The following is a 19,591-nucleotide window of genomic DNA, read 5'->3' on the forward strand; positions in this document are numbered from 1 at the left end:
GCCGCGGCCTATGCGAGCGGCGGGCGCGACGGCCTCGCGCGGCTCGCCGCCCGCGAGCCGCAGGCTCGCCGCCTCCTCGCCGACCTGGGTGGCGGCCCGGGCGGCGGCGGTCGATGACGAGGCGAGGCGTCGAGAGCGGAGGCCCGGACGGACGGTGATGATCAACCTGATTTGGGGCCTCGGCGCCGTCCTCGCCTTCTGGTGGCTGATGCGCGCCTTCGCACGGTCGAACCCCAAGGACGTCTCGCGCCTCGTCAAGCGTGTCGGCGGCGGTGCGCTCATCGCGCTCTCGCTGCTGCTCGCCGTGCGCGGGCGCTTCGACATGGCGCTGCTCGTCAGCGGCTTCGGCGCTTGGCTGCTCGGCTGGAGCCTGCCCTGGGCGCGTGCCATCCCGGGGCTCGGCGGCGGGGGCGGGAGGAAATCGACCGGCCAGGTCTCGCGGGTGCGCTCGGCGCTGCTCGAGATGGAGCTCTCCCACGACACCGGCGACATGGACGGGACCGTTCTCGCGGGCTCCCTCTCCGGCAAGAGGCTCTCGCAGCTCGACGAGGCCGCGCTCCAGACGCTCTACCGGGAGGCCGTCGCGTCCGACCCCGACGGGGTGCGCCTGCTACAGGCGTATTTCGACCGCCGGTTTCCCGGATGGCGTCAGGACTCGCAGGGCGATGCCGACGCGGGGGCGGCTCGCGAGACGAAGCCGGGCGCGATGACGGAAGAGGAGGCCTACCAGATCCTGGGGCTTGAGCCGGGGGCGGATGCCCAGGCCGTTCGCCGCGCGCATCGGAGCCTGATGATGAAGCTCCACCCCGACCAGGGGGGCTCGACCTATCTCGCGGCCCGGGTGAACGAGGCCAAGGAAGTCCTGCTGAGCAGACATCGCTGATACTCCACGCGCGATGAACCTGACGACGGGTGAACGCTGGGCCGGTCGACTCCGGCCGCCCTTTCGCTGGGCTGAGGATTTCGGGGAAGAGGACGCCCGCCGCCGACGGGGCGGCGGGTCGCTCCGGGGAAGCCGCGCGTCAGCTGCGCACGGCGAAGCAGTCGAAGCCCGCGCTCTCGAGGCGGCGGCAGGCGTCGCGTGCGGTCTCCTTGTCCTCGAACCCGGTGAAGCGGGCCCGGTAGAGCGTCGCGCCGTTGGACCGCACCTCCTCGGTGAAGGGGGCTGCGGACCGCAGCGGGCTGCCGGCGCGCGACTGGGCGCGCTGCAGCAGGTCGAACGCTGCGTCCTCGGTCGGCGTTGCGGCGATCTGGATCACCCACTCGGTGAGCGCGTAGGTGCGGGCGGGCGGTGTCTCGGCCTGCGGGATCGGGATCGTCGCGTCCGCGGAGGCGACGACGATCTCCTCCGTCGCGGCCGCAGGCTCCGTGTCGCCGACCGGCGCGTTCGCGGCGACGGGCGCCTCGTCGCGGGCGGGCATCGGCGGGAGAGGTGCGGTGACCGCGACCGGTCCGGCGGCCGCGCCGGAGAGCGAGGCGGTCTCGCGCACGTCCGGGATCGGCGCGGGCGGCAGCGGCACGCCGGACGGAGCGGTATCGCGCACCGCGGCGAAGGCGCTCGCCGAGGCGGGGACGACGCCGCCGTCGGCGCGCAGCGATCCGGGTGTCACCGTCGTGTCGCCCGCCGCCGTCGCGACCGCGGGGCGCATGCGGGTGAGGTCGAGGGGCTGGCCGGGGGCCGCGGCGGCGACGAGCACCGGCGGATCGATGTCGGCGGGGCGGCGCGGCGGCAGCGCGGCGAAGACCGTGCCGTTGGGCCCCAGCAGCATCGGCGTGCGGCGGGCGCCGGCGTAGGCGCGGGGCAGGAAGCGCTCGACGAGGCGCTCGACGATGCCGTCGCGGTGCGCGCCCGACCGGCCGCCCATGACGATCGTCACGATGTGGCGGCCGTTCGCCTTGGCGTTCGTCATCAGGTTGAAGCCGGAGGCGCGGATGAAGCCGGTCTTGATGCCGTCGACGCCCTCGACACGCCCGAGCAGGCGGTTGTGATTGCGATGGGTCGTGCCCGCGAAGGCGAAGCTGCGGCGCTGGAAGTAGCCGTAGTAGCGGGGGAAGCGGTCCTGGATGGCCACCGCGAGGGTCGCCATGTCGCGCGCCGTCGTCACCTGCCCGCTGTTGGGCAGGCCGTGCGGGTTGCGGAAGGTGGTGTTGGACATGCCGAGCTGACGGGCGCGCTCGGTCATCTGACGTGCGAAGTTCTCGACCGAGCCGCCGAGATTCTCGGCGACGACCGCGGCGACATCGTTGGCAGACTTCGTCACGAGGGCGAGGATCGCGGCCTCGACCGCGATCGTCGAGCCCGCGCGCACGCCGATCTTCGAGGGCGGCTCCGCGGCCGCGCGCGCCGAGACCCGCAGGGGGGAATCGAGCTGCAGGCGCCCCGATTCCAGCTGCTCGAACAGCATGTAGAGGGTCATGACCTTGGTGAGCGACGCGGGGTAGCGCCGGGCGTCGGCGTTCTCCGCGTGCAGGACCTCTCCGGTCTTCACGTCCATCACGAACGCGGCGTAGGGCGGGTTGTAGGCGGCCTCGGCCCGGGGAGCGTGGACCAGGAGTGCCGCGAGCCCGCACAGGAGCATCAACGCGAGCCGAAGCCCGCGCTCGGCGAAAACGCTACGCTTTACCATCGAAGACCGTCCCCGTATCTCGGTCGTGAACTCGAACGTTGTCGGTCAGCCCATCCCCGGCGCGTGACTGGCGCGCCACGATGTCAATCATGAGGCAACCGCGGTTACGGAGGGGTTAAGCCCACGATCGGGAATTCCGCGGATATGTTGCACCGCACAATAAACTTGACATCCATGTTGCAGTGCACATATCAAGGCATGTCGCGGACCGGTCCGCGGCGCGGGGCCGCCCTCACCCACGGGTGCCGGGGCGGCGCTCGATCACGGACATGCCAGACGCGGCGCGCCGCGCGCCGGAGGAATATGACGATGATGAACCAGTTCGACGATTTCCAGAAGCTCGGCAAGGAGAACATGGACGCCGCGATGAAGGCGCTCGGTGCGTTCTCCATGGGCGCCCAGCAGATCGCCGTCGAGTCGACGGACTTCGCCAAGAAGTCCTTCGAGCAGTCGACCGCGACGCTCGAGAAGCTCGTCGGCGCCAAGACGCTCGACAAGGCGATCGAGATCCAGACCGACTACGTCAAGTCGGCCTACGAGTCGATGGTGGCCCAGTCCAGCAAGATGGGCGAGCTCTACGCGAACCTGATGAAGGACGCGATGAAGCCCGTCGAGGCCATGATGGCGAAGCCCGCCAAGTGATCCGACCGGCCAGGGCGCGACGGCGACCACGCCGTCCCGCCAGCCTCGTCGAGACGCCCGGCCCCACGGCCGGGCGTTTCGCGTTTTCGGCGCCATCCGCTAGGCTCCCCGTCGCACCGCGACGGAGCCAGGCATGCCCCAGGACGCCCGACACGACCCGAGCGACGTCCCCGAAGACGCCGCCCACGACCTCGCCGCCATCCCCGTTCTGGTCAAGCGCCGTCTCCAGGCCGAGGTGATCGGCCCGATCTTCACCGAGATGGTCGCCGCTCTCGGCGAGGCGCAGGCCTCCGCCATCCTCGACGCGGCGATCCGCAAGGCGGCGATCGCGGAAGGGCGGCGCTTCGCCGAGGCGGCGGAGCGCGAGCGCGGCGGCACCTCGATGGCGGACTTCATCGCCCTCTACGAAAACTGGACGCGCGGCGGCGCGCTCGAGGTCGAGGTGCTCGAGGCGAGCGAGACGCGCTTCGACTTCGACGTCGTGCGCTGCCGCTATGCCGAGACCTACAAGGAGATGGGGCTCGGCGGCGTGGGGCACCTGCTCTCGTGCAATCGCGACGGCACGTTCTGCCAGGGCTACGACCCGCGCATCCGCATGGAGCGGAAGACCACGATCATGCAGGGCGCGCCCCGCTGCACCTTCCGCTACAGCTGGGTGGAGGCCGAGCCGGACGGGGGCGCCTGAGCCGCCCCCTGCGCTCCCTTCGCCCTTCGTCGCGTGACGTCGCGCCGCGCTTGGCACCCCCGCGGCTCCGACCAAAGTGCGGATCACAGACCCGGCCGCACGCGTTATGCTGCATCGCGAGAGATCACGACTACCGCTCGCGACGACCCGCCGAGCCTTCGAGGAGGTGCCGATGAACGCCATGCCCGCCATCGCCGAGACGCACGGCACAGAGACGCACGGCACGCAGACGCCCGGCTCCGACGACGTCGCAGACCTTCCCGCGCTGCTGCGCGGCGCCGCCACCGCCGTCGACGCCATACTCGCCGAGGCGACGCGGCGCGTGCGCGCACGGGTGATCGAGGGCGGCGAGGTCTCGGCCACGCTCATGGAGGCCGAGCAGCACGCCACCCACGGCCTCGCCTGGCTCGCCACCTACGCCCAGGCGATCCGCGAGATCGCCGCCTATGCCGAGCGGCTCTCCGAGGAGGGGCGCTTCGGCGAGGTCGAGGCGCTGGTCAGCCGCGTCGCCGCGGGCGAGTACTGCGCGCAGGTGCTCACCGGCATCCCGATGAGCCAGAGCGAGATCGTGCGGCTCTCCGCGCTCGGCCTCTCGGCGAAGGACGTCGCGACGTTCGTCACGCCCGCGCTGGAGCGGCTCGTGGAGAGCGGCAGCACGCCGCAGGCCCGCGCCCGGCTCGTGACGCTCATCCGCGAGGGCCAGGGCTCCGCCACCGTCGGCGACGCCGGCCTCGACGAGACGCTCGAGGCGATCCGCAGCGAGATGCGCCGCTTCTCGCAGGCGGAGGTCGAGCCCCATGCGCACGAATGGCACCTGGCGAACGCCTACATCCCCTACGAGGTCATCGGCAAGATGGCCGAGCTCGGTGTCTTCGGACTCACGATCCCGGAGGAGTACGGCGGGCTCGGCCTCTCCAAGGTGTCGATGTGCGTCGTCTCCGAGGAGCTGTCGCGCGGCTACATCGGCGTCGGCTCGCTCGGCACGCGCTCGGAGATCGCCGCCGAGCTGATCCTCGGCGGCGGGACCGACGAGCAGAAGAGCCGCTTCCTTCCCGCCATCGCGTCGGGCGAGATCCTGCCCACCGCCGTCTTCACCGAGCCGAACGTCGGCTCGGACCTCGCCTCGCTGCGCACGAAGGCGACCCTCGACGGGGAGGTCTGGCGTGTGAACGGCAACAAGACCTGGATCACGCACCCGGTCCGCGCCGACCTGATGACCATGCTGGTGCGCACCAAGCCCGAGGAGCCGGGCCACCGCGGCCTGTCGATCCTGCTCGGCGAGAAGAGCCGCGGCGACGACGAGACCCCCTTCCCCGACGAGGGCCTGTCCGGCGGCGAGATCGAGGTGCTCGGCTATCGCGGCATGAAGGAGTACGAGCTCGCCTTCTCCGACTTCGCCGTGCCGGCGCAGAACCTGCTCGGCGGCGTCGAGGGCCAGGGCTTCAAGCAGCTGATGGCGACCTTCGAATCGGCCCGGATCCAGACCGCGGCGCGCGCGGTGGGCGTCGCCCAGGCGGCGATGGACGTGGCGCTGCGCTACGCCGAGGATCGCGTCCAGTTCGGAAAGCCGCTGATCGCCTTCCCCCGCGTCGCCGACAAGATCGCGCTGATGGCGGCGGAGATCCACGCGGCGCGCCAGGTCACCTACTTCTCGGCCCGCACCAAGGACGAGGACAAGCGCTGCGACCTCGAGGCGGGCATGGCCAAGCTGCTGGGCGCCCGCGTCGCCTGGTCGGCCGCGGACAACGCGCTCCAGATCCACGGCGGCAACGGCTTCGCGCTGGAATATCCCGTCAGCCGCATCCTGTGCGACGCCCGCATCCTCTCGATCTTCGAGGGCGCCGCCGAGATCCAGGCCCAGGTCATCGCCCGCAGGCTGATCGACGCGGCGGGGTGAGCGGCCGACGCTCTCCCCTCTCCCTCGTCATCGGCCGTGCGGCCCGTCCGAAGAGCGCGACGCCGATGCAGTGCGCCGACGCTCTCCCCTCTCCCTCGTGGAGAGGGGTCGGGGGTATGGGGCGGGCAGGACGCACTCGACAGCCGAGCCGCGCTCCACCTGCATAGGCCCGCATCGACGCCGCGCCTTATCCTGTAGCGCCCCACACCCCCCGCCCCTCTCCACGAGGGAGAGGGGAGCCCCCGCTCGCTTGTCGTCGGCGGCGCGGCCCGTCCGAAGAGCGCGACGCCGATGCAATCCGCCGACGCTCTCCCCTCTCCCTCGTGGAGAGGGGTCGGGGGTGTGGGGCGGGCAGGAGGGGCTCTACGCCCATGCCAAAGCTGGGCGACCGGCTGGCACCGGCGTTGCGCTCTTTCCCCCCACCCCTCCCCTTCCCATCAGGGAGGAGGAGAGTTCGCGCGCAGCGGTCAGTCGGAACCCTTGGTGGTCCCTGTGTAGGACGGTGGGTCGGAGGCGGGGAAGCTCTCCTCCAGCGCCTCGTCGATCATCGCCTCCTGCTCCTCGCGGGTATGCGGCTCGGGCGTCAGGCCCGCCTGCTCGCGCTTGGGCGCGGGCGCGTCCTCGGGCTTCGTGGGAGTCTCGGTGCTCTTCGTCTTCTGCGGATCGCTCATGGCGTTCCCCTTTCACGGGTGACGTCGGACGAAACGTCAACGCGCGGGGACCCGGTCGCGGTTTCGCACGATCTCGCGAGCGGGGCGGTCGGGCCTTCCGGGTCCGGCGTCGCGAAGCTACCGTCGCGCGCATGAGACACACCCTCACGCTCGCCTGCGCCCTGTGCGCCCTCGCCTCTCCCGCGCCGGCGGGGGAGGCGGACGTCGTCGACGTCTCCGTGGCGCAGGAGACGGGCGGCACCTGGCGCTTCGCGGTGACCGTCCGCCACGCCGACGAAGGTTGGGACCACTACGCCGACCGGTTCGAGATCGTCGGCCCCGACGGCACCGTGCTGGGCGCGCGGGTTCTGGCGCATCCGCACGTCGACGAGCAACCCTTCACCCGCACGCTCCCGGGCGTCGTGATCCCCGAGGAGATCGGGTCGGTGACGGTGCGCGCCCACGACGGCGTGCACGGGCTCGGTGGGGAGACGATCGCGGTGACGCTGCCGCGGTGAGGGCTCGCATCACCCCACCACCAGCCGCTCCATCTCCGCCCGCGTCTCCCCCTCGAACGCCACCGGCCGGCGGGTGCCGGCATCGATCGCCACGCAGACGCCGGCGGCGGTCGCCGCGCGGCGACCGCCCGAGAAGATCGCCTGGGAGAGCGTGAACGAGGTGCGGCCGATGCGCGAGAGCCAGGTCGCCGTCTCGACCGTGCCGGGGTAGTGCAGCTCGGCCTCGAAGGCGATCTCGAGCTTGACGATGACGAAGGCGACCCCCGCCCGCTCCGCCTGCGGCAGGCGCTCGCGCAGGTACGTGACGCGCCCGGATTCGCACAGTGTGGCGTAGACGACGTTGTTGACGTGGCCGAGCGAGTCGCAGTCCGAGAAGCGCAGCACGTCGCGCGCGATCGCGACGCGGGGGTCGGCGGCCAGCGCCGCGAGATCGAGCGTGTCGGCCATCGCGCGTCGCCTCAGCCCAGGTTCAGCTCGCGGAAGAAGTCGTTGCCCTTGTCGTCGATGACGATGAAGGCCGGGAAGTTCTCCACCTCGATCCGCCAGATCGCCTCCATGCCGAGCTCCGGGTACTCCAGCACCTCGACCTTGCGGATGCAGTCCTGCGCCAGCCGGGCCGCCGGGCCGCCGATCGAGCCGAGATAGAAGCCGCCGTGCTTCTGGCAGGCCTCGCGCACCTGGGAGGAGCGGTTGCCCTTGGCGAGCATCACCATGGAGCCGCCGGCGGCCTGGAACTGGTCGACGTACGAATCCATCCGCCCCGCCGTGGTCGGGCCGAAGGAGCCCGAGGCGAAGCCCTCGGGCGTCTTGGCGGGGCCGGCATAGTAGACCGGGTGGTCCTTGAGGTAGGCCGGCATCGGCTCCCCGGCCTCGAGCCGCTCGCGGATCTTCGAATGGGCGAGGTCGCGGGCCACCACGATCGGGCCGGTCAGCGACAGGCGCGTGCGGATCGGGTGGCGGCTCAGCGTGCCCAGGATCTCGGGCATCGGCCGCGTCAGATCGATCTCGACCACGTCTCCGCCGAGCGAGCCCTCGTCGACCTCGGGCATGTACTTGGCGGGGTTGGTCTCGAGCTGCTCGAGGAACACGCCGTCCTTCGTGATCTTGCCGAGCGCCTGGCGGTCCGCCGAGCAGGAGACGCCGAGCCCGATCGGCAGCGAGGCGCCGTGGCGCGGCAGGCGGATCACCCGCACGTCGTGGCAGAAATACTTGCCGCCGAACTGCGCGCCGACGCCCAGTTGCTGCGTCATGGCGTGGATCTCCGCCTCCATCGCGAGATCGCGGAAGGCGTGGCCGGCCTCGGAGCCCTCCGTCGGCAGGCCGTCGAGATAGCGCGTCGAGGCGAGCTTCACCGTCTTGAGCGTCTGCTCGGCGCTGGTGCCGCCGATCACGACCGCGAGGTGGTAGGGCGGGCAGGCGGCGGTGCCGAGCGTGAGGATCTTTTCCCGAAGGAACGCCATCAGCCGATCCTTGGTCAGGAGCGAGGGCGTGCCCTGGTAGAGGAAGGTCTTGTTGGCCGAGCCGCCGCCCTTGGCGACGAAGAGGAACTTGTAGGCGTCCTCGCCCTCCGCGTAGATCTCGATCTGGGCCGGGAGGTTGTTCTTCGTGTTGCGCTCCTCGAACATCGACAGCGGCGCGAGCTGCGAGTAGCGCAGGTTCCTCTTCTCGTAGGCGCCGAGCACGCCGTCGGCGATGGCGTCCTCGTCGGAGCCGTCGGTCCAGACGAGCCGGCCCTTCTTGCCCATGACGATGGCGGTGCCGGTGTCCTGGCACATCGGCAGCACGCCGCCGGCCGCGATGTTGGCGTTCTTGAGGAGGTCGTAGGCGACGAAGCGGTCGTTCGCCGTCGCCTCGGGGTCCTGGAGGATGGCGGCGAGCTGCTTCAGGTGGCCCGGGCGGAGCAGATGGTTGATGTCCATGAAGGCCTGCTCGGCGAGCCGCCGGATGGCGTCGGCCTCGACGACGAGGATCTCGCGATCGCCCATGCGCTCGACGCGCACGCCCTCCTGCATCAACCTGCGGTAGGGCGTCTCGTCCGGGCCGAGCGGGAAGAGGCTGTTGCGGGAAGCGGGCTTCGGAACGGTATGTGCGGCCATGGTCGTGCGTGGTCTCGGCTCTGGCGTGCGCCCGCGGCCGGGCCGGCCGCGTCTCGTCGTGCCCGCGTCATAGAGCCTGGAGGGCCGAATTCCAAGCCGGAGCCGCGCCCGCGGCTATTCGACGAGCGCCTGCACGATCTTGGAGGCGCGCGCCAGCTGGTCCTCGCTCGCCCGGGAGAGCGTGGCGTGGATGCGCTGGACGAGGATGCCCCGCGCACCCATCGGCCCGGTGGCGGTGGTCGGGACGGCGCCCGTGCCGAAGAAGGCCGTCGGTTGCACCTCCAGCACGGCGCACAGACGCTCGATCGTATCGAAGGAAGGCGCCGCCGCACCCCGCTCCATCTTGGAGATCATGTCGGAGGAGACCTCGATTCGCTCCGCGAGGACGCTCTGCGTCAGGCCCTTTGCCTTGCGGATGTGCCTGAGGTTGGCTCCGAACAGCTCCGGCAGGGGCACCAGACGACACTCCGTTGCGACGTGCGCACAGTCGCGCCCGCGCAGCAGTGGCAGAACGGAGCCGGATTGCCGAAGGACCATGAAGCGTAGTATAATTCAGGAATATTGCGGTTTCGCTATACGGTTGCGCCCTATGTCCACGGAATTCATCTTCTGGTTGGCCGTGCTGGCGATCCCGCTCGGGACCCTGGCATGGGGCCTGTGGGACCACGAGATTCGGGCCGCACGCGTGCCTCGCGCCGAGATCGACGCGCACGTCGCGGCGCTGCGCGCGCAGCACGGCCCGCGCGCGCTGGAGATCGCCGCCGCGAAGGAAGCCGCCGCCTGGAGCCGGGGCGACGCCCGCGAGCAGGGCCTCTGGCGCCGCGTGCGGCGCAGGCTCGCGCGGGAGCGGCGGGGCTAGAACGCGTGTGGAGCGGCCGACGCCCGCGGCGCCGCGGCGTTTCAGCCGGGCTCATCGGGAAAGCCCGGGCCCTCGGTGAGGCCGGGATCATCGGGAAGGCGTGGGTCCTCGACCTCGTCCTGCGGCGCCAGGATGTCGACGAGGGCGCCGACGCGGCCGCCGGAGGCGAGGTGGCGGCCCTCGTTGAGCATGGCCTCGTCGTTCTCCAGCCAGGCTCGCGCCCGAGCGAGCTCCTCCCTCGTGGCGCCGGTCGCGATGATCTCGGCGATCGTGACGTCGTCGATCGGGCCGGCGACGGCCCGGACCTCCTCGCGGGTGAGCGTGTCGGTCATCGTCTCCTCCTCGCGCGATTCACGGTTCGCCTGTCGAACGGGGCGTGCGAGGCTCGTGTTCCCGCCGCCCCGTCCCACGCCGCCCCGCCCCACGCCGCCCCGTCCCCGCCGTCCGAGGAGCGCGCATGCGCATCGTCGTCGACACCAACGCCTTCGTCGCCGCCGGCTTCAACCCGGGCAGCGCCTCCGCGCGCATTCTGGAGGCCGTGCGCGCGCAGGCGCTCACCCTCGTGTGGGACGACGCGACGCGGGCCGAGACCCGCCGTGTCCTGACACGCATCCCGCGCCTGCGGTGGGAGGACGTGGCGCCGCTGTTTCGGGACGCGGCCCGCTTCGACGACGCGCCGGACCCGTCCGCCTTCGGCCTGATCGTCGACCCGTCGGACCGCAAGTTCGCGGCGCTGGCGAGCGCCGCCGGAGCGGTGCTCGTCACGAGCGACGACCACCTCCTCGCTCACGCGGGCACCCTGCCCTGCCCGGTCGAGACGCCGGGCGTCTTCGCGCGGCGTCTCGACGGCACCCTCGGCGGAGGCTAGCCGATCCCGAGCCGCGCGCGTGCGTCCGGCTCGCCGAGGTCCCAGTAGAGCCCCGCCATCAGCGCGAGGCCCTCGCGCGCGATCGAGACCGGCAGGTGCTCGTTCGGCGCGTGCTGCGAGCAGCCGGGATAGGAATGGGGCACCCACACGGTCGGCATGCCGAGGAGATCGGCGAAGACGTCGTTGGGGAGCGAGCCGCCGAGGTTGGGCAGGATCGCCGGCGGCGCGCCGCTCGTGCGCGCGAGGCTCGCCGCGCAGAACGCCACCGCCGGATGATCCGGATCCGTGCGGGTCGCCGGGAACACCTCCTCGCGGGCGCGCGAGACCGCCACGCGCGAGAACCCGTGCGCGCCGAGATGGCGGCGCAGCGCCGGGATCACCGCGTCGGGATCGACGCCGACGGGGAAGCGCAGCTGCCCACGTGCCCAGGCGCGGCCGGGGATCGCGTTCACCGGCGCCTCCGGCACGCCGGCGTGGAGCGCGAGGATCTCGAAGGACGACCAGGCGAACACGCGCTCGGCCGGGGTGAGACCCGGCTCGCCCCACCATGCATCGAGCGCCGGCCCGCTCGGTTGCTGAGCGGGGACGATGTCGGCGAGCGCCCGGCGCACCGCCTCGGGCACGGCGCCCGGCGTCCATTCCGGGATGCGGATCGCCCCCGTCGGGCCGGTGATCGAGGCGAGGGCGTGGGCGAGCTCGATCGCCGGGTTGGCGAGGAGCCCGCCGAAATTCCCCGAGTGATGCGCCCCCTCCCGCGCCTCGACGACGAAGTCGATCGGATAGCCGCCGCGCGCGCCGAGGAACAGCGTCGGGCGCTCCCTGGAGAGCCGCGGCCCGTCGGACGCCACGAGGAGATCGGCGGCGAGCGCGTCCGCCCGATCGCGCGCGACCTCGCGCAGGCCCGGCGAGCCGATCTCCTCGCCCATCTCGATCAGGAAGGTCGCGTTGAAGCCGAGCCGGCCGCGGGTCTCGAGCACGGCGGCGAGCGCCGCCATGCCGATCGCGTGCTGGCCCTTGTTGTCCGCCGTACCGCGGCCCCAGTAGGCGCCGTCGCGCTCCACCACGACCCAGGGCGAGAGCCCCTCGCGCCATTGCGCATCCTGCCCGCGCACCACGTCGCCGTGGCCGTAGCCCAGCACGGTCGGCAGGTCGTCGCCTTCCCGCCGGCGCGCGATCAGGAAGGGCGCGGGACCCGCGGGATGGCGCACGATCTCGGTCTCGAAGCCCATGGCCGCGAAGGCGGGGGCGAGCGCCTCGGCGAGATAGGCCTGGAGCGTCTCCTCGCGCGCGGGGTTCTGGCTCTCGGTCGGCATCGCGACGAGCCGCGCGAGGGTCGCGGCGAAGGCGCCGCCGTCGTGATGCGCGGTGGCGCGGGCGATGGCGTCGGAGCGGCCGGATTCGGGCGTGTGGTCGATGGTCATGGCGACACGCTACCCGGCAGCGCGGGCGAAGGGGAGCGGGGCGGGACCGCGATCGCAGGCGCTGCCGATGGGCGAAAGGCCCGCCCCGGTATTGCAAAGCTCACGTCCAATGCTAAATTCAAGGTAGCTCGCACTTCGGGAGAGGTGTCATGAAGCTTCTGTTCAGCGCAGTGCTGCTCCTTGGCGCCTTGTTGCTCATGGGACAGTCGGTGGAGATGCGGACGCTTCCCGGCGCTCAGCCTGGTCGGACAGACAACGATTGGTTGCCTTTGTCCGCAATCGCGGGCATCATTCTGCTCTTCATTAGCCTTTACGTCTTCACGAAAATGTTCCCGGACCCGTGGAGGAAGAAGGTTGGTGAGTTCGTCAGTTTTGTCGCGGTCGGTGGCACATTCGTCTTCGTGATCCCAGAGGCGGACGATTGGCTGCTCCGCGTTTGGCCTTTTGGAAACGGGCGAATTGAACAGCCGGCCGTTCCGCGCGAGCCTCCTCCGCCAACCCGTCAACCGCAGCCAAGCCCACCCGACGCCGGCATTACGGACGTCCCGCGCGCCACTCCGCTCCATCCGGAGCCCAGCAGGCCGACTGCAGCGCCGGGTCGCGATGCCTTCCAGAGCTATGTGGCCACCGCAGAACGCCACGTCGATCATCGCGACTGGGCACGCGCGCGCGATGCGTTCACGCTCGCGCTCGCCTCGAATGCCGATCGCCAGCAGACGGCGAACGCGCTGCTCGGGAGGGCGTCCGCCCTTATCCAGTTGAACGAGCTAGCGGCTGCCCGTCACGACATCGACCGCGCGGAGGCGACGATGCCCGGTGACCATAGGATCAGTGCATTCCGCTCGGTGATTGCCGGGATCGAGCGGCTTCGGCGATCATGAGGCGCGGCGCCGTACGCCATGCGAGGCCGCGCCGGCCATGCACGCGCGAGCACCCTCCCGTGTCGTCGCAGCCATAGCCGCGCCGCGATCGCTCCCCTACAAGGCGGGTCCAACGCGAAAGACCCGCCATGCAGCCCGCGACCGACGCGCTCACCGCCGCGCCGCCCACGGGCCAGGGGGCGTGGCGGCGCGAGATCCTCGCGACGCTGACGCTGGCCTGGCCGCTGATCCTCACCAACGTCGCGCAGACGTCGCTGCAGGCGACGGACGTGCTGATGCTCTCCTGGCTGTCGCCGGAGGCGCTCGCCGCCGGCGCGCTCGGCTCGAACCTGATGTTCGTGTGCTTCATTGCCGGCGTCGGCCTGTTCAGCGCCGTCTCGGCGATGATCGCCGCGGAGCGCGGGCGCAAGCGCCACGCCGTGCGCGAGGTGCGCCGCACCGTGCGCCAGGGCTTCTGGGCGAGCGCGCTCCTCGTCGTGCCGGCCTGGCTGATGCTGTGGAACGCCCGCACCGTGCTCGGCTGGCTCGGCCAGGACCCGGTCCTCGCCGACATGGCCTCGGGCTACGCGCGCGCCGTGATGTGGTGCCTGCTCCCGGCCTATCTCTACCTGACCTTGCGCAACTTCGTCGCCGCGCTGGAGCGGCCGCTGATCGCGCTCGCGGTCGGCATCGCCGCGATCGGCGTCAACGCGGCGCTGAACTGGGCCCTGATCTTCGGCAATTGGGGCGCGCCGGCGCTCGGCCTCGAAGGTGCGGGCTGGGCCACCACGATCACGAACGTCTTCCTCTTCGGCGCGCTGGCGCTCCTCGTGCTGGCCGACCGGCGGGCGCGGCGCTACCGCGTCTTCGGCCGCTTCTGGCGCGCCGACTGGCCGCGCTTCGTCCAGCTCTGGCGGCTCGGCCTGCCGATCGCCGCGATCGTGCTGTTCGAGGTGACGATCTTCTCCGCCGCCGTCTTCCTGATGGGGCTGATCTCCACCGAGGCGCTCGCAGCCCACCAGATCGCGATCCAGATCGCCTCGCTCTCCTTCATGGTGCCGCTGGGCATCTCGATGGCGGCGACGGTGCGCGTCGGCCTCGCCTACGGCGCGGGCGACCACGCGGCGATCGCGCGCGCCGGCTGGATCGCCTTCGCCATGGGCGTCGGCTTCATGGCGTGCATGGGCCTCGTGATGATCGGCGCGCCGCGCCTGCTGATCTCCGCCTTCCTCGACGTGGACGATCCGGCGAACGCCGTCGTGGTCTCGCTCGCGGTGTCCTACCTCGCGATGGCCGCCCTGTTCCAGGTGGTGGACGGCGCCCAGGCGGTGACGGCGGGCATGCTGCGCGGCCTGCACGACACCCGCGTGCCGATGTTCATGGCGCTCACGGGCTACTGGCTCTTCGGCATGCCGCTCGCGGTCGGCCTCGGCTTCTGGGTGGGGCTAGAGGGCGTCGGCATCTGGTTCGGCCTCGCCGGGGGGCTGGCGCTCACCGCCGTGCTGCTGGTGTGGCGATGGGTGGGGCGGGAGCGGCTGGGGTTGCTGCCCGGCTCGCACAGATGAGCTCCTAGCCCGTGCGCGCTTGCCTCGGTGCTCGCGCCGCTCCCATAGTGTCTGCGCCGATCACGACACGAGGCCTTCATGCCCGACGCCCCCGCCCCCCTCGATCTCGCGACCCTGCGCGGGGAGATCGATCGGATCGATGCCGAGATGCACGCGCTGCTCATCCAGCGCGGGGCGATCATCGAGGAGCTGATCGCCGTCAAGAAGACGAGCGAGTCGGGCTCCGCCTTCCGGCCGGGGCGCGAGAGCGCGGTGATGAAGGCGATCGCGGAGCGCCACCGGGGCATCCTGCCGCTCGACACGGTCGAGTCGATCTGGCGCGTGATCATCGGCACCTTCACCTTCGTGCAGGCGCCGTATTCCGTGCATGCGGACGTCTCCGGCGGGGACGCGCCGATGCGCGATTCGTCGCGGTTCCACTTCGGCTTCTCGGTGCCCTACGTGCCCCACGAGGGAGCGCCCGCGGTGATCGCCGCCGTCGAGGCCTCGCGCGGGGACCTCGGCATCTTCCGCATCGACCAGGGCGCGTCGGCCGGCGCCTGGTGGCGCCGGCTCGCGGCGCCCGACGCGCCGAAGATCATCGCGCGCCTGCCCTTCATCGAGCGTCCCGGCCATCCCGCGGGCACGCCGGTCTACGTGATCTCGAAGCCGCTCGCGGACGCCGCGGTGCGCGAGGTCGTGCTCTACGCCGTGCGCGTCGAGCGCTGGCGCGACGCCGCCGCCGAGGGCATCGCCACGCTCGGCGGCGAGATCGTCTGCACCACCGGGCTCGCCGGCGAGCTGTCGACGCTCGTCGCCGTGCCGGGTCGGGTCGACGCGTCCGACCTCGTCGCGGCGCTGGAGGCGAGCCGCGCGCCGGTGTCCGAGATCGTCGAGGTCGGCAGCCATGCGGCGCGCCTGCACGTGGACGACGTCGCCGCCCGTGCCGCCGCGTCCTCCCGGGCCGCGATATCTTAGCACGTGAAATCGCGGCCGCGATGCGCTAGGACGAGCCGCCCGGCGCCCGGCCGGGAGCCCGCACGCCGTCGCGAGGCCAGACGAGGCCCAGAAATGCCGTCCCCCGTTGACTCTTCCGCCGACACTCTCGCGCCCCTGGAGCCGCCGCGCCCCCTCGCCCGCCCGGAGCCCCGGCCCGGCGTGCTCGCGATCGAGGCCTACGTGCCCGGCAAGAGCGCGGTGCCGCCCGGCGTGACGCCCCACAAGCTGTCCTCGAACGAGAACCCTTTCGGCGCCTCGCCGAAGGCGGTGGAGGCCGCGCGCGCGGCGCTGGAGAAGCCCGCGCTCTACCCCGACGGCGCGGCGACCGCGCTGCGCGCCGCGATCGCCCGCAAGTACGGGCTCGACGCCAAGCGCATCGTGGTCGGCAACGGCTCGGACGAGCTGCTCGAGATGTTGGCGCAGGCCTATATCGGGCCGGGTGACGAGGGCGTGTTCAGCGCCCACGGCTTCCTCGTCTACCGCATCGCCATCCTCACCGCCGGCGGCACCCCCGTGGTCGCACCCGAGCGTGCCTGGACGACGGACGTCGACGCGATCCTCGCGTGCGTCACCCCGCGCACCAGGATCGTGTTCCTGGCCAACCCCAACAACCCGACGGGCACCTACCTGCCCTTCGACGAGATCCGCCGCCTGCACGCGGCGCTGCCGCCCACCGTGCTCCTCGTGCTCGACGCGGCCTATGCCGAGTACGTGCGGCGCAACGACTACGGGTCGGGCCTCGAGCTCGCGCTCACCACCGAGAACGTCGTGATGACGCGCACGTTCTCGAAGGTCTACGGGCTCGCGGCCCTGCGCCTCGGCTGGATGGTCGGCCCCGCCCACGTGGTCGACGCGCTCGAGCGCATCCGCCCGCCCTTCAACGTGAACTCCGCCGCGCTCGCGGCAGGCGCCGCCGCGATCGAGGACGAGGCCTTCGTCGCCGCCTCCGTCGCCCACAACGAGGCCTGGGCGGAGATCCTGGTTCGCGAGATCGAGGCGCTCGGCCTCACTGTGACGCCGAGCGTGGCGAACTTCCTGATGATCCACTTCCCCGAGACCCCCGGGCGCACGGCGCGGGAGGCGGACGCCTTCCTCACCGCACGTGGTCTCGTGCTGCGGCGCATCGACGGGTACGGCCTGCCCAACGCGCTGCGCCTGTCCATCGGAACGGAGGCGGCCAACCGCCTCGTGATCGAGGCCCTGCGCGACTTCCTGGCGGGACGAGCCCCGGAGAGCCGGGATGCCTGAGAGGCTGGGCCCGCCCCGCGAGGAACCGCTGTTCGCCCGTCTCGCCCTCGTCGGGCTCGGGCTGATCGGTTCCTCGATCGCGCTCGCGGCGCGCCGGCAGAACCTCGCCGGCACGATCGTCGCCGCCGACGCCGATGCCGACGTGCGCGCCCGCGCGCAGGCGCTCGGCCTCGCCGACGCCGTCTACGCCGACGCCACCGAGGCCGCGCGCGAGGCGGATTGCGTCGTCCTGTGCGTGCCGGTCGGCGCCTGCGGCGCGGTCGCGGCCGCGATCGGCCCGGTGCTCGAGCCGGGCGCCATCGTCTCGGACGTCGGCTCGGTGAAGGGCGCGGTGATCGCGGCGGTCGTCCCGCACCTGCCGGCCGGCGTGCACTTCGTGCCGGCCCACCCCGTCGCCGGCACCGAGCAGTCGGGCCCCGAGGCGGGATTCGCCACGCTGTTCGTCAACCGCTGGGCGATCCTCACGCCCGCCGAGGGCACCGATCCCGACGCGATCGAGCGCACCCGGACGCTGTGGGAGGGGATGGGCTCGGCGGTCGAGATCATGTCGGCGCCCCACCACGACCTCGTCCTCGCCATCACCAGCCACGTGCCCCATCTCATCGCCTACAACATCGTCGGCACGGCGGCGGACCTCGAGCAGGTCACGCAATCCGAGGTGATCAAGTTCTCCGCCGGCGGCTTTCGCGACTTCACCCGCATCGCCGCCTCGGACCCGACGATGTGGCGCGACGTCTTCCTCAACAACAAGGAGGCCGTGCTGGAGATGCTCGGGCGCTTCAACGAGGACCTCTCGGCGCTCGCCCGCGCCATTCGCTGGGACGACGGCGAGACGCTCCACGCCCTCTTCAGCCGCACCCGCGCCATCCGCCGCGGCATCGTCTCCGAAGGCCAGGACGCGCCGGCGCCGGACTTCGGACGTCCGCGGGAGTAGCGCGCCGGTCAGTACGAGAGGCCACCCATGACCCGCCGCCCCGACCCCATCGCGCTCACCGTCCTCACCGGCTTCCTCGGTGCCGGCAAGACGACGCTGCTCAACCGGCTGCTGCAGGATGCGGACCTCGCTGACACGGTGGTGATCGTCAACGAGTTCGGCGAGGTGGGGCTCGATCATCTCTTGATGGAGACGGTGGACGAGGGCCTGGTGCTGCTCTCGGCGGGGTGCCTGTGCTGCACGATCCGCGGCGACCTCGTCGCCACGCTCGAGGACCTGCTGCGCAAGCGCGACAACGGCCGCATCCCGCCGTTCCGTCGGGTGGTCATCGAGACGACCGGCCTCGCCGACCCGGCGCCGATCCTGCACGCGGTGCTCTACCACCCCTACCTGTCGCTGCGCTACGTCGTCGAGGGCGTGGTCACGCTGGTCGATACGGTCGTCGGCGCGGCGACGCTCGATGCGCACGAGGAGGCGGTGCGGCAGGTCGCGGTGGCGGACGAGATCGTGATCACCAAGGGCGACCTCGCCGACGCCGAGACGAAGGCCGCGCTCGCCGCCCGCCTCGCGGCGCTCGCGCCCGGCGCGCGGCTCCACGAGGCCGTCGGCGGCGCGATCCCCGCGCGGGAGATCGTCGGCCGCGGCCTGTTCGACCTCGCGGCGAAGCCCGGGAACGTGGTCGCCTGGCTCTCGGCGGAGGGCGTCGCCGCGGCGGAGGCGAAGGCGCATGCGGCGCAGCACACGGGCGATCATCACCACCATGGCCATGGTCACGATCACGGTGGCGAGCACGATCACCACGACCACGGCCATCACCACCACGCCCACGACCCCAACCGCCACGACGCCTCGATCCGCGCCTTCTGCCTGACGGCGGAGGAGCCGGTGCCGCAGCGCGCGCTCGACCTCTTCCTCGACATGCTGCGGGCGACACAGGGGCCGAAGCTCCTGCGCATGAAGGGCATCGTGGCGCTCGCCGAGAGCCCGGAGAAGCCCGTCGTCATCCACGGCGTCCAGCACGTCCTGCACGTGCCCGCCGTGCTCGACGCCTGGCCGAGCGCCGACCGGCGCACGCGCATCGTGCTGATCGTCAAGGACCTCGAGAAGACTTACGTCGAGAGCCTCTGGGCCGCCTTCCGCTCCCAGCCGGCGATCGACACGCCCGACCGAGCCGCGCTCTCCGAGAACCCACTCGGCCTCCTGCCGGGGATGCGGCCGGGGCGGTGAGGCTCGCCGCCGCGCGCCCCGGGTCTACTCCTCGCGCCCCAGGCTGTCCTTGAGCGCCGTCACCCGCGCGTTGAGGTCGCGCAGCGCCTCGGGGGAGAGCCCCGTCGCCGCGACGATCCGCGCCGGCACGTGCGCGGCGCGGGCCTCCATGGCGCGGCCGGCCTCGGTCAGCGAGACGATCACCTGCCGCTCGTCCAGCGCGCTGCGGCTGCGGCGCACGAGGCCCGCCGCCTCCATGCGCTTGAGCATGGGGGTGAGCGTGTTGGTGTCGAGCATCAGCCGGCGGCCGATGGCGCCCACGGGCTGCGAGTCCTCGTCCCAGAGCGTCATCAGCACGACGTATTGCGGGTAGGTGAGGCCGAGCGCGTCGAGCAGCGGCTGGTAGGCGCGCGTCATCGCCCGCGAGGCGGCGTGCAGGCTCAGGCACAGCATGTGCTCGGTGCGCATCGTCACCCTCCCGCGCCGGATCCGTCTCGCCGGATTTATATCGCGCACGATCCTGTCGCAAGCCCTTGC

The 19,591-nt window shown here is 71.9% G+C and carries 21 protein-coding genes; 13 read left to right on the forward strand and 8 right to left on the reverse strand.

The window, feature by feature from the left end; translation table 11 throughout:
• The first annotated feature begins 157 nt into the window (after positions 1 to 157).
• The gene (locus ACTZWW_RS13480; RefSeq protein WP_444781479.1) at positions 158 to 883 is read left to right on the forward strand and encodes a DnaJ domain-containing protein; all 726 of its coding nucleotides are present in this window, start codon (positions 158 to 160) and stop codon (positions 881 to 883) included.
• Positions 884 to 1,022: 139 nt separating this feature from the next.
• On the opposite strand, the gene ACTZWW_RS13485 is transcribed toward ACTZWW_RS13480, so the two are convergent.
• Positions 1,023 to 2,627: a serine hydrolase gene (locus ACTZWW_RS13485; protein WP_444781480.1), complete on the reverse strand. Its 1,605-nt coding sequence runs from the start codon at positions 2,625 to 2,627 to the stop codon at positions 1,023 to 1,025.
• Positions 2,628 to 2,936: 309 nt separating this feature from the next.
• On the opposite strand from ACTZWW_RS13485, the gene ACTZWW_RS13490 reads away from it, so the two are divergent.
• From ACTZWW_RS13490 to ACTZWW_RS13500, 3 genes are all read left to right on the forward strand, one after another.
• Positions 2,937 to 3,269 carry a phasin family protein gene (locus ACTZWW_RS13490; protein ID WP_444781530.1) on the forward strand — a complete coding sequence of 111 codons (333 nt, stop codon included), beginning with the start codon at positions 2,937 to 2,939 and terminating at the stop codon, positions 3,267 to 3,269.
• 133 nt (positions 3,270 to 3,402) lie between these two features.
• Entirely contained in the window at positions 3,403 to 3,954 is a 552-nt protein-coding gene (locus ACTZWW_RS13495) for an L-2-amino-thiazoline-4-carboxylic acid hydrolase (RefSeq protein WP_444781481.1), read from the forward strand.
• Between the two features lie 181 nt (positions 3,955 to 4,135).
• The gene (locus ACTZWW_RS13500) at positions 4,136 to 5,851 is read left to right on the forward strand and encodes an acyl-CoA dehydrogenase family protein (RefSeq protein WP_444781531.1); all 1,716 of its coding nucleotides are present in this window, start codon (positions 4,136 to 4,138) and stop codon (positions 5,849 to 5,851) included.
• Between the two features lie 467 nt (positions 5,852 to 6,318).
• Here the strand turns inward: ACTZWW_RS13500 and ACTZWW_RS13505 are convergent, their stop codons facing one another.
• A complete protein-coding gene (locus ACTZWW_RS13505) occupies positions 6,319 to 6,522 on the reverse strand; it encodes a hypothetical protein (protein WP_444781482.1) in 204 nt (67 codons plus the stop codon).
• A 131-nt stretch (positions 6,523 to 6,653) separates the two neighbouring features.
• Between ACTZWW_RS13505 and ACTZWW_RS13510 the strand changes: the two genes are divergently transcribed.
• Positions 6,654 to 7,019 (forward strand): hypothetical protein, encoded by a 366-nt coding sequence (locus ACTZWW_RS13510; RefSeq protein ID WP_444781483.1) that lies wholly within the window; start codon positions 6,654 to 6,656, stop codon positions 7,017 to 7,019.
• Positions 7,020 to 7,028: 9 nt separating this feature from the next.
• On the opposite strand, the gene ACTZWW_RS13515 is transcribed toward ACTZWW_RS13510, so the two are convergent.
• The 3 genes from ACTZWW_RS13515 to ACTZWW_RS13525 form a co-directional block, all read right to left on the reverse strand.
• A complete protein-coding gene (locus ACTZWW_RS13515; RefSeq protein ID WP_444781484.1) occupies positions 7,029 to 7,466 on the reverse strand; it encodes an acyl-CoA thioesterase in 438 nt (145 codons plus the stop codon).
• A gap of 11 nt (positions 7,467 to 7,477) precedes the next feature.
• Entirely contained in the window at positions 7,478 to 9,115 is a 1,638-nt protein-coding gene (locus tag ACTZWW_RS13520; protein ID WP_444781485.1) for a fumarate hydratase, read from the reverse strand.
• 114 nt (positions 9,116 to 9,229) lie between these two features.
• Positions 9,230 to 9,571: a helix-turn-helix domain-containing protein gene (locus tag ACTZWW_RS13525; protein ID WP_444781486.1), complete on the reverse strand. Its 342-nt coding sequence runs from the start codon at positions 9,569 to 9,571 to the stop codon at positions 9,230 to 9,232.
• Positions 9,572 to 9,704: 133 nt separating this feature from the next.
• On the opposite strand from ACTZWW_RS13525, the gene ACTZWW_RS13530 reads away from it, so the two are divergent.
• Positions 9,705 to 9,974: a hypothetical protein gene (locus ACTZWW_RS13530; protein WP_444781487.1), complete on the forward strand. Its 270-nt coding sequence runs from the start codon at positions 9,705 to 9,707 to the stop codon at positions 9,972 to 9,974.
• A 41-nt stretch (positions 9,975 to 10,015) separates the two neighbouring features.
• Here the strand turns inward: ACTZWW_RS13530 and ACTZWW_RS13535 are convergent, their stop codons facing one another.
• Positions 10,016 to 10,306, reverse strand: coding sequence for a hypothetical protein (locus ACTZWW_RS13535; RefSeq protein WP_444781488.1), 291 nt, complete (start codon positions 10,304 to 10,306; stop codon positions 10,016 to 10,018).
• A 125-nt stretch (positions 10,307 to 10,431) separates the two neighbouring features.
• Here ACTZWW_RS13535 and ACTZWW_RS13540 point away from each other — a divergent pair, with 125 nt between their 5' ends.
• Complete coding sequence (locus tag ACTZWW_RS13540; RefSeq protein ID WP_444781489.1) at positions 10,432 to 10,842, forward strand: PIN domain-containing protein; 411 nt, start codon at positions 10,432 to 10,434, stop codon at positions 10,840 to 10,842.
• Here the strand turns inward: ACTZWW_RS13540 and ACTZWW_RS13545 are convergent.
• A complete protein-coding gene (locus ACTZWW_RS13545; protein WP_444781490.1) occupies positions 10,839 to 12,263 on the reverse strand; it encodes a M20 family metallopeptidase in 1,425 nt (474 codons plus the stop codon). The two genes, ACTZWW_RS13540 and ACTZWW_RS13545, sit on opposite strands and share 4 nt — an antisense overlap.
• A gap of 149 nt (positions 12,264 to 12,412) precedes the next feature.
• Here ACTZWW_RS13545 and ACTZWW_RS13550 point away from each other — a divergent pair, with 149 nt between their 5' ends.
• The 6 genes from ACTZWW_RS13550 to ACTZWW_RS13575 all read left to right on the forward strand — a co-directional run bounded on the left by ACTZWW_RS13550 (position 12,413) and on the right by ACTZWW_RS13575 (position 19,075).
• Entirely contained in the window at positions 12,413 to 13,144 is a 732-nt protein-coding gene (locus tag ACTZWW_RS13550; protein ID WP_444781491.1) for a tetratricopeptide repeat protein, read from the forward strand.
• Between the two features lie 128 nt (positions 13,145 to 13,272).
• A complete protein-coding gene (locus ACTZWW_RS13555) occupies positions 13,273 to 14,688 on the forward strand; it encodes an MATE family efflux transporter (protein ID WP_444781492.1) in 1,416 nt (471 codons plus the stop codon).
• A gap of 78 nt (positions 14,689 to 14,766) precedes the next feature.
• Positions 14,767 to 15,645, forward strand: coding sequence for a chorismate mutase (locus tag ACTZWW_RS13560; protein ID WP_444781493.1), 879 nt, complete (start codon positions 14,767 to 14,769; stop codon positions 15,643 to 15,645).
• 93 nt (positions 15,646 to 15,738) lie between these two features.
• Complete coding sequence (gene hisC, locus ACTZWW_RS13565) at positions 15,739 to 16,914, forward strand: histidinol-phosphate transaminase (RefSeq protein ID WP_444781494.1); 1,176 nt, start codon at positions 15,739 to 15,741, stop codon at positions 16,912 to 16,914.
• Entirely contained in the window at positions 16,907 to 17,848 is a 942-nt protein-coding gene (locus tag ACTZWW_RS13570; RefSeq protein ID WP_444781495.1) for a prephenate/arogenate dehydrogenase family protein, read from the forward strand. The genes hisC and ACTZWW_RS13570 overlap by 8 nt, the downstream gene beginning before the upstream one ends.
• A gap of 27 nt (positions 17,849 to 17,875) precedes the next feature.
• The gene (locus tag ACTZWW_RS13575) at positions 17,876 to 19,075 is read left to right on the forward strand and encodes a CobW family GTP-binding protein (RefSeq protein WP_444781496.1); all 1,200 of its coding nucleotides are present in this window, start codon (positions 17,876 to 17,878) and stop codon (positions 19,073 to 19,075) included.
• Between the two features lie 24 nt (positions 19,076 to 19,099).
• Here ACTZWW_RS13575 and ACTZWW_RS13580 read toward each other — a convergent pair whose 3' ends face one another.
• Positions 19,100 to 19,522 carry a MarR family winged helix-turn-helix transcriptional regulator gene (locus ACTZWW_RS13580; protein ID WP_444781497.1) on the reverse strand — a complete coding sequence of 141 codons (423 nt, stop codon included), beginning with the start codon at positions 19,520 to 19,522 and terminating at the stop codon, positions 19,100 to 19,102.
• Positions 19,523 to 19,591 lie beyond the last annotated feature (69 nt).

It is taken from the genome of Salinarimonas sp. NSM (assembly GCF_052380005.1).
Classification (GTDB): Bacteria; Pseudomonadota; Alphaproteobacteria; order Rhizobiales; family Beijerinckiaceae; genus Salinarimonas.